The sequence below is a fragment of the Pontibacterium granulatum genome (assembly GCF_029961155.1).
Classification (GTDB): Bacteria; Pseudomonadota; Gammaproteobacteria; order Pseudomonadales; family Balneatricaceae; genus Pontibacterium; species Pontibacterium granulatum.
This window is the reverse complement of sequence record NZ_JASBRH010000017.1, coordinates 74,032-81,731: the sequence shown is the minus strand read 5'-3', so window position 1 is coordinate 81,731 and position 7,700 is coordinate 74,032. Positions and strand designations below refer to the sequence as shown.

Below are 7,700 nucleotides of genomic sequence, written 5' to 3'. Positions count from 1 at the left end.
AGGGTGCCGGCAGCTTGAAAGCGGCCCTACATCCTACGGCCCAAACACCTTCAGGCTCAGCTTATAGCCTGTAGGTTGGTCATCGCTTTAGCGATGCCCAACACCTCATTCGCATTCCTGAATCGATATCACCTTATCGCAAGGCCTTAGGCTGTACGGGGATGGCCGCGCTTCGGGAAGCTTGTTATCACACCCTAAACATGGCGCTTTATGGACTGAGCCTTGGAGCGCAAACCGAAAACGTTTGGCTGGCGTAAGACTGGTGTCTTAAACACTACGCCGGCCAGGAAGTCTGGAGTGCGAAATCTATTCGTTGGAAAGGCAGATATGGCGATAGTTCATGTCTGCCAACAGAGTGTTCTAGTGCAGTGGCAGAAAAGCTGAGGGTACCTCAGACAGCCAGAGTGTCGCTAATAAGCTTGTGCCACTGATCCAGGATGCTATCCCTGGTGAACTGTAGCGATCGCTGTGCTGCTTTCTGGCCGTATTCCTCTCTGAGTTCGTCGTCTATCAGTAACCGTTCCATCGCCTCCGCTAGAGCCCGCTCATGAGCGGTTAGGGGGGAAGTGTCATAAGTCGGAGATGTTTCTTGCGGAGGCGTTAGTATGCCATACGTGGCGAATTCGAGAGTATCGGTTTTCTCAGCTGGGTTGCTGTCAGGGCTGAGTAGCTCCCGTGGGCCTGAATGACAGTCTGTTGATATCACAGGGCGTGACAGCGCCATCGCTTCAAGCAGGGCATTAGGAAAGCCTTCGGCTTTTGATGAAAGGGCAAAGACCTTAGCCCTGGAAACCCAGGCGTATGGATTTGTTTTTTGTCCGGTTAAAAATACCCTGTTTTTCAATTTTAATTCATCAATCAGTGATTCAAGCTTAGCCTTGACCGGTCCATCACCAACGATAATCAATTTAGAGTCGGGCACCTTTTGGGCTACAGGTGCAAAAGCTCTGACTAATGCGGCCTGTGACTTCACAGGTACGAGACGTCCGCATGTTACGATTGAGTTGCCGTCTAACAGGGATAGCTCTTCTTCGTTAAGAGCGGCTGTCGCCCGTTGCAGCATACTTTCGTCGTAAAAGTTGTTTATGACGGAAACAGGTGTCTTATTTGACGGGTATAGTGTTGAAAGATCCTGCGCCGCTTCGCTTGAGTTGAAGTTGATATTTGAGGCTCTTTTCAACAACCAAGAATAACCGGCCTTCACTAGAGTGCGTTTCAATGGATCTTTGTCGCTAAGCGCCATAGTAAGGTGTTTGCGAATAGAGATGATACGGGGGATCTTCGTATCTCCCAGCAGATTTAGAATATTTGCCCGCTCCATGAAGCTAATAACTAAATCAAGCTCTTCAGCACGTATCGACTTTTCCAATTCACGATGCAGTTTTGGAAAAGCGAGTGCTTTAGTCAGTGTCGATTGCTTGCCATTACCCGCTCCCAGGAGGTAAATACGGCGTTCTAAAGCGCGTTGCTCATCCTCAGTGCCAGGCAGAGGCATGGAGCGAGCTGAATCCAGGCAATATAAGCGTACATCTGTCCCGCTAACAAGAAGTGCGTGCGCCAGAGCCAGGGCCATTCGCTCGGCTCCACCGGTCTTGAGAGACGCGATAACGATGCCGATACGTAATTGCTTCAAGTTGGTCTGACTATCCATCACTGCCTTCCGGGTTTGCGGTTAATAATAGCTTGCTGGCATTTTCTAGCTTTTGATGTATCAGGAGGACTGAGGCTCTTACCAGGCTAAAAAAGAGCACAGGCATTCTTGAGATGATTCTTTTCCAACCGTTAGTTTGAATGCCTCTATTGAGGTCAACTCACGGCGTCATTGCGCTGGGTCGCTTCAGCCACTTTTTGTCTGGCATATCTAACAGCGATTTCGGATAGTGGGATCACCATCAAAAAGTACTTATGTTCCAGGCCGCTCTTGATAAGGAAGTAAATTCCTACTGCGACTAAGCCGAGTTTGAAGCTTCCCACCAGATGGGCTTCCCGTTCCAGTCCATGGGATAGAAGTGTTTTTTGAGAGTTGTGATAGTTAAAAAATGTTCTAAGCAACAAAAATAAGAAAAAGCCTAGTCCGACGATACCGCTACCCACCGTTACTTCGAGGTAGGTGTTATGCGCGGGACGCTCCTCCATATCAAACCAGCGAGTTTCTAATGAGTTGATCCATAGCTTTTTGAAGGTATCTGTCCCCCAGCCGATGATAGGGCGCTGTTCAATCGCATCGACTGCGACAGTTACATAGGAGGAACGACGGTCTAAGGATTTATCCTGTGTGCCTTCTGTAACGAGGGAAGCCTGACGAATAAAAAAGTCTTTTGGGATAATGGAAACGGCTACTACGGCTGATATGCCCACAATGGCCACTAGAAGGCCAAGGTGTTTGGGCTTGAAATGTCCTTTGTACTGGTAGGCGAGTAAAGCGGACACAATCACTAAACTCAAAAAGCCGCCGCGTGAGACGGTGCTAACTACGCCGAGCGCCATGAGTGCAGCAAGGGTCATTCCGAACAGGCGCATTTTTACTGTTTTCGAATATACTGCCCAAAAGACAGTAATAGGGAGTGTGAAGACACACATTAGCGCCATGTTATTGGAGCTGATGGTGCCTCCGTAAGCGCGCTCTTCTCCTGCTTGGTTGAAAAGCTCAATTCCCCCGAAATAGCCAAGGCATGACATAAGTGCGCCGAGGCCCATGCTAAGGCCAAGGGTCCATAGTAAAGATGACTCAAAGCCGCGGACGCTTACCATTAGCATGGTAAAGAGCATGAAGAGTGTGCCCTGCAATAGCAGCATCATGCCGCTCCATGCCTGGTCAGGATACGGAGATACTAGATAGGCGACAAAGTTGGAGAGCAAAAACAGACTAAGCGGTAACCACAGGTTGGATTTAAGCCGGCGGGGGGCTGTCTTCATCATCAACAGATAGGGCGCGACAAGTACAAATAGTAAACCGAACAACAGCCAGTCTACTTTCAAAAACTCGGGGCCGGGTAGCTGTCGCCACCGATAAAAAGGGATTGTCGCGATGATTCCGTAGAATAGAAACTGGGTGAACGGATGGTCGAAAACAGTACGGGGAACCATCTTACCGTTGCGCATGTTGTTCCATTCTGTCGATTGATTCACTGAGAGCTGTTTCCTTAATAACTCAGTTTGGGCAAGCAATGATCGCTTTGTACAGGAAATATTGATCGATCAAATATTTATTAAGTGGAGACACCGCCTCATATTTTACGATGTACTCTCCTATCTTGTCCTTAGAGCTATCTTCATTCTTGAGCAGAGTGCAGTAGCAATAAGCGCTTTTAGTGCGCCCTCGCAGGGATTTCTTTGACTGACTGGTTAATCTGCATAAATACTTCTCATCCGCCTTGAAAGGGATGCGTCCCTTTACGCGTATAAACTCGTGGTTTATATCCAAGAGGTAACCGTCAGCAATTACGGTGCTTTTATCCTGATCAAGGAACTCTATAGTAGCGCCATGTTGCTTAATTCTTGGCTCAGTGCGCCGCTCCGAACGCTTGTTTAGCAGCTGATTCTTGATTCGTTCACGCCAGAAATGGTATGCGAACTGGACGGTTAATCGCCTTGCCAGCACCCATACGGCATAGATGCCAAAGCCAATGTTGCTTGAGGATGAGCTTGATACGTAGCGACGATCGATTTTCGCACGCATGGTTTTCGGTGCGCTGTGTGGTGTGCAGAGCTGTGACACACCGATGACGCCAGGCGGTACCTGGAAGCGTGCCTCATACCCGGGGATGCTAGCGCACTGCTTTACGTATACTTCATAGCGTTCCGGGCGGGGGCCAAAGAATACCATCTCTCCGCGAAGTATGTTTACGAGCTGAGGTAACTCATCGAGTCGAGTATCGCGGAGAAACTGCGCTACAGCAGGGATTGACTCGTGTTTATGGTTGAAGAGTTCACCGCCAATTCGTTTTTGTGCGCCAATTGGCAGGGTGCGGAACTTGATGATATTAAACGTTTTCTTATGTTGGCCAAGTCTTTCCCCTACATAAAAGACCGGCCCTCCCATTGTTACAAATACGAGCAGGTAAACAAATAGGAAGACAGGTGATAGTAGTACTATCAATAACAGAGCTACTGCTCGGTCAATATAGGAAACGCCCGTTTCGTTAAGGTGATCATTCATATCCGCGTACATGACTAGTCAGCTTGCTCAACAACAAAGTACTTACTGTGTATGTTTTTGGAGGTCCGGGGAGTACCAGCTCATTTATGAGCTGGCACGGAGAACAGGTAGGTCAGTCCTGTATAATTGGTAATATCTTCTGGGCGCTTAAAGCGATGATCAAAAAATTCTATGAAGAATCCTAAAGTGATCCCAAGCAGCAAGCCTAAAATTAAGCTGGTTGGGAGTACTGTACGAGGGTTCGGGAACGTAGCGATCCTGGAAGCATGCGCGCGCTCGACGATACCGACAGTAAACAAACGGTCGGATTGAGTTTCGTTTCTGATTTTGGCTTCTCTGAAACGCGTCGCAAATGTTCGATAAGACTCTTCGATTACTTCACGTTCACGATCAAGGCGTTTGGCGTTCATGAAGTTTTTGTAGAAACCTTGGTTCTCGGCGTCAATAGCAGCAATACGTTGCTTAACGGATTCAATCTGCTGTTCCATGCCTCGCAGAACGCTTCGTTCGCGCTCGATATGTCGTCTCACCTCGTTCAACAACACGCTGTACAGGCTCTGCAGGTTTTCCTCAGTGCGTTTAACTTCCGAACTGTTTGCCGTATAGGTCTGAAGCTTTTCCTCTCGCTCAATCAGCAGATCGGCAATCTTCTTCGAGAAATCGCCAAGTTCTAAGCTATCGATAGAGGTAAACAGGTTAACACCTTTGTTGTTCAGGTTTGCTTCAAGAAACTCAACATCGTTGGTTTTCTTGATGCGATCTGTCTCAAGGTTGTTCAGCTCCCGGCGCAGGCTACCCTGCAGCTCAATATTGCGTCGAATTCGATTATCAAGCTCTTCTGCGTTTGAGCCGCCCGCCACTGCAAGCAGGTTGTTTTCAAGTTCCTCCAGGCTGGAGTGGAAGGACTTTAGCTGAGATTTAAAGAATGCTTCCTCCTCCTCTGGATTGAAGACGGCCTGACGGCGCTGCAGGTATTCCTCAAAAATGGAGGATAGGATAATTTCTGCCTGAAGAGGGCTCCCCCAGTTAACGGCGGCTCTGATGACATTAGAGCGTGGTATCAGGGTCGCAACCAGGCTCTCCTGAATGGTGCTTGCCGTCGCCGCTTCAACTTCTGGGTCATCAAGATTAAGGTCGAAGTTCGGGTTGTCTTTCAAGCGTTGAACGGCACCGTAAATCACGTCCTGTGATTGCAGAATCTCCATGTCAGAGAATAGATCGACCTCTCTGATAGGGTCTACCTTCGCGTTCACCTTGCTCAAGGTCTGTTGGGACTGCAGTACCTGGCTTCCTTTGAGAATCAATGCTCCCGAAGCCACGTAGGTTTTTGGCCAGAACAGTACCAAAAGCACGCCCATTGCAAACGCGAATAGGGTTGTGCCCAAAATCATCTTTCTTTGGATAAAGAAGATCGTGGCAAATTCGCGGATATAGTCCTGAGTCTTCATTCTGATTTAACTCTAATTGTTTACCAATAACGCTCAGTGCCGTACTGCTATGGCAAGCGTTTCCTGTATCGTATTTTTATTGCTGTTAGAGCTCTTTACTTATGCCAGCACTGAATCCACGGAAGAGCATAATGTCAGCAAATTCACGCATGAGCTGTGCTGCGCTGGAAACCTTGTTGCGTGGTACCAGCAAAATATCTTCCGGCCTCAGGTAGAAGTTCGCTGCCTGTGCACCAAATGTGGACATATCTTTGATATCAAAGCGATGTGCATGAAGTCGGTCGCCATCGCGGCGGAAAACTACGACCTGCTCGGTCTGACCTTCGCGGGTATATCCACCTGCGCGAGCAACAGCCTGAAGAACGTTGATTGGACGCGCGATCTCATAGGCTCCAGGGGTATTTACCTCACCTAGTACATAGACGTTAGTACCGGTTTGTTCACGCATGTACAGGCTGGATTTCAGGCCTGGGATGTAATTTTGATAGTCTTCAGCTATTTCTTCATAGACATCCTGGATGGTTCGGCGCGCCACGTAATAGTCGCCAATCATCGGGAAACTTACATATCCATCCTGGCGCACAGTAACCAGCTTACTCAAGCCTCGACTTGCGGTCTGCAGGTCTTTACGCACCTGCTCTACACGGGCATTAAAGTTTTTGATAGTTACGTAAATTTCAGGGTAGCGAAGGTGTTTGGAATAGACGTCTACCAGTTCTGCCTGCAGATCTGCTGTCGTTTTGCCTACTACGCTGTAACTACCTATGTACGGCAGGGAAATCGTGCCATCAGGAAGAACATCTTGAGTTTGATCAAGGTTCGGCAAGTTGACGAATTTGACTTCCACCGTGTGATAAAGCGTGATCGGATAACGATCCAGAAGCTTTCGCTCCAGGTGGAATGCTACTTCCAATACATCCCCCGGTGCGATGAAGTAATCCTTGAAAACCGGAAAGTCGTTGGTGATTGTCAGGGTCGTCAGAGGTTCCCCAGAGTCACCTTTTGTATGGTCGATTACATCGGTTTTATCGATGGCATCGAAGTTGCCTTCATCCGACTGACTTTGAAAGCCTGAGCAGCCTGTCAAAAATGCGCAAACAACTGCGAAAGTCAGGAAAGTCCTTGTGAGTGCCTTCATCTTTTTGTACATGTTCGGCGTTGCCTCATCCCGGGGTTAACCGGACAACCACTGATAGATTTTTTTCGGAATATAGAATTTGCGCTTGTTCAGTACGACACCCAAAATGTTGCCGCCGGAATTGCGAATTTTATCCTCAGCGCTCTGAACTACTTCCCATTTTGTTTGTTCGCATGCGGCTACGAGTATGAGTCCGTCAAAAAGAGGGGCCATTCGCGTTGGGCCTGACGAGTTAAAGATAGAAGTCCCGTCAATCACTACGTAATCGTATGCATCTTTTATAATGTCGAGGAATGCACTCATTCTTGCTGGGGGAATGTTGTTCCCTAATTCGTTTTGTGCAGTACCTGCGGCCATAAAGTCCAGGCCCTTGTAGTTGGTCGGATGAAGGGTGTCCTCAATCGCTATTTTACCAGCGAGAACATCACTTAATCCGGGCCCGGCACTCGTAGAAAATATCTCGTGCATGCGTGATTTTGTGAGGTTGCCGTCTACTAGCAGTACGCGTTCTGCACCACCAACCGCCAGTCCGAACGCCGCGTTTAGCGCAGCAGTGGTTTTTCCTTCGCCGTCGAAGCAGCTGGTGACAAACAGTGTCTGTGCGTGGCCCAGGTTGCCCTCTATCATGCTTAATTCACGCGAATTAGCATTTAACTGCCTTTCAGCTTTGCTGTTCAATCCAGCTCGCGGCGCTCTGGCTTCCAGCGGCGTTTTTGGAGTCATTTGAGGGTGCTCTGAACTTTGGCTGGATTCCTGGTCCTGCGCCACTGTTACGACAGTGTCGAGAGAAGAGGGCGATGCGCTGCCGTATTCGTTTGCTGTTTCGTGCATACGTCCAGTGTGCCAGTCCTCATGTGAGGACGGGTTGGCATCATTTAAATCACGCTGGCGTTGTTTCAAAAACTGCTCTGAGTAAGCGCCAGTATATTCTGTTTCCTTTTCCATGATAAAAGTC

Annotated in this window: 6 protein-coding genes; all 6 read right to left on the bottom strand. The window is 48.5% G+C overall.

What is annotated here, in order from left to right:
* Positions 1–391: 391 nt before the first annotated feature.
* Positions 392–1,651, bottom strand: coding sequence for a glycosyltransferase (locus tag QKW35_RS15335; RefSeq protein WP_282354446.1), 1,260 nt, complete (start codon positions 1,649–1,651; stop codon positions 392–394).
* 155 nt (positions 1,652–1,806) lie between these two features.
* Positions 1,807–3,129, bottom strand: coding sequence for an O-antigen ligase family protein (locus QKW35_RS15330; protein ID WP_282354445.1), 1,323 nt, complete (start codon positions 3,127–3,129; stop codon positions 1,807–1,809).
* A 22-nt stretch (positions 3,130–3,151) separates the two neighbouring features.
* Positions 3,152–4,159, bottom strand: a complete 1,008-nt coding sequence (locus QKW35_RS15325) for a sugar transferase (protein ID WP_282354444.1) — start codon at positions 4,157–4,159, stop codon at positions 3,152–3,154.
* An 80-nt stretch (positions 4,160–4,239) separates the two neighbouring features.
* The gene (locus QKW35_RS15320) at positions 4,240–5,607 is read right to left on the bottom strand and encodes a GumC family protein (protein WP_282354443.1); all 1,368 of its coding nucleotides are present in this window, start codon (positions 5,605–5,607) and stop codon (positions 4,240–4,242) included.
* 85 nt (positions 5,608–5,692) lie between these two features.
* Positions 5,693–6,757, bottom strand: coding sequence for a polysaccharide biosynthesis/export family protein (locus QKW35_RS15315; RefSeq protein ID WP_282354441.1), 1,065 nt, complete (start codon positions 6,755–6,757; stop codon positions 5,693–5,695).
* A gap of 24 nt (positions 6,758–6,781) precedes the next feature.
* Positions 6,782–7,690 (bottom strand): CpsD/CapB family tyrosine-protein kinase, encoded by a 909-nt coding sequence (locus QKW35_RS15310; RefSeq protein WP_282354440.1) that lies wholly within the window; start codon positions 7,688–7,690, stop codon positions 6,782–6,784.
* Positions 7,691–7,700: the final 10 nt, after the last annotated feature.

Bases quoted from the DNA above. Each gene is read 5' to 3' on its own strand.
- QKW35_RS15335 (WP_282354446.1), bottom strand. From the start codon at position 1,651: ATGGATAGTCAGACCAACTTGAAGCAATTACGTATCGGCATCGTTATC.
- QKW35_RS15310 (WP_282354440.1), bottom strand. From the start codon at position 7,690: ATGGAAAAGGAAACAGAATATACTGGCGCTTACTCAGAGCAGTTTTTG.
- QKW35_RS15325 (WP_282354444.1), bottom strand. From the start codon at position 4,159: ATGAATGATCACCTTAACGAAACGGGCGTTTCCTATATTGACCGAGCA.
- QKW35_RS15320 (WP_282354443.1), bottom strand. From the start codon at position 5,607: ATGAAGACTCAGGACTATATCCGCGAATTTGCCACGATCTTCTTTATC.
- QKW35_RS15315 (WP_282354441.1), bottom strand. From the start codon at position 6,757: ATGTACAAAAAGATGAAGGCACTCACAAGGACTTTCCTGACTTTCGCA.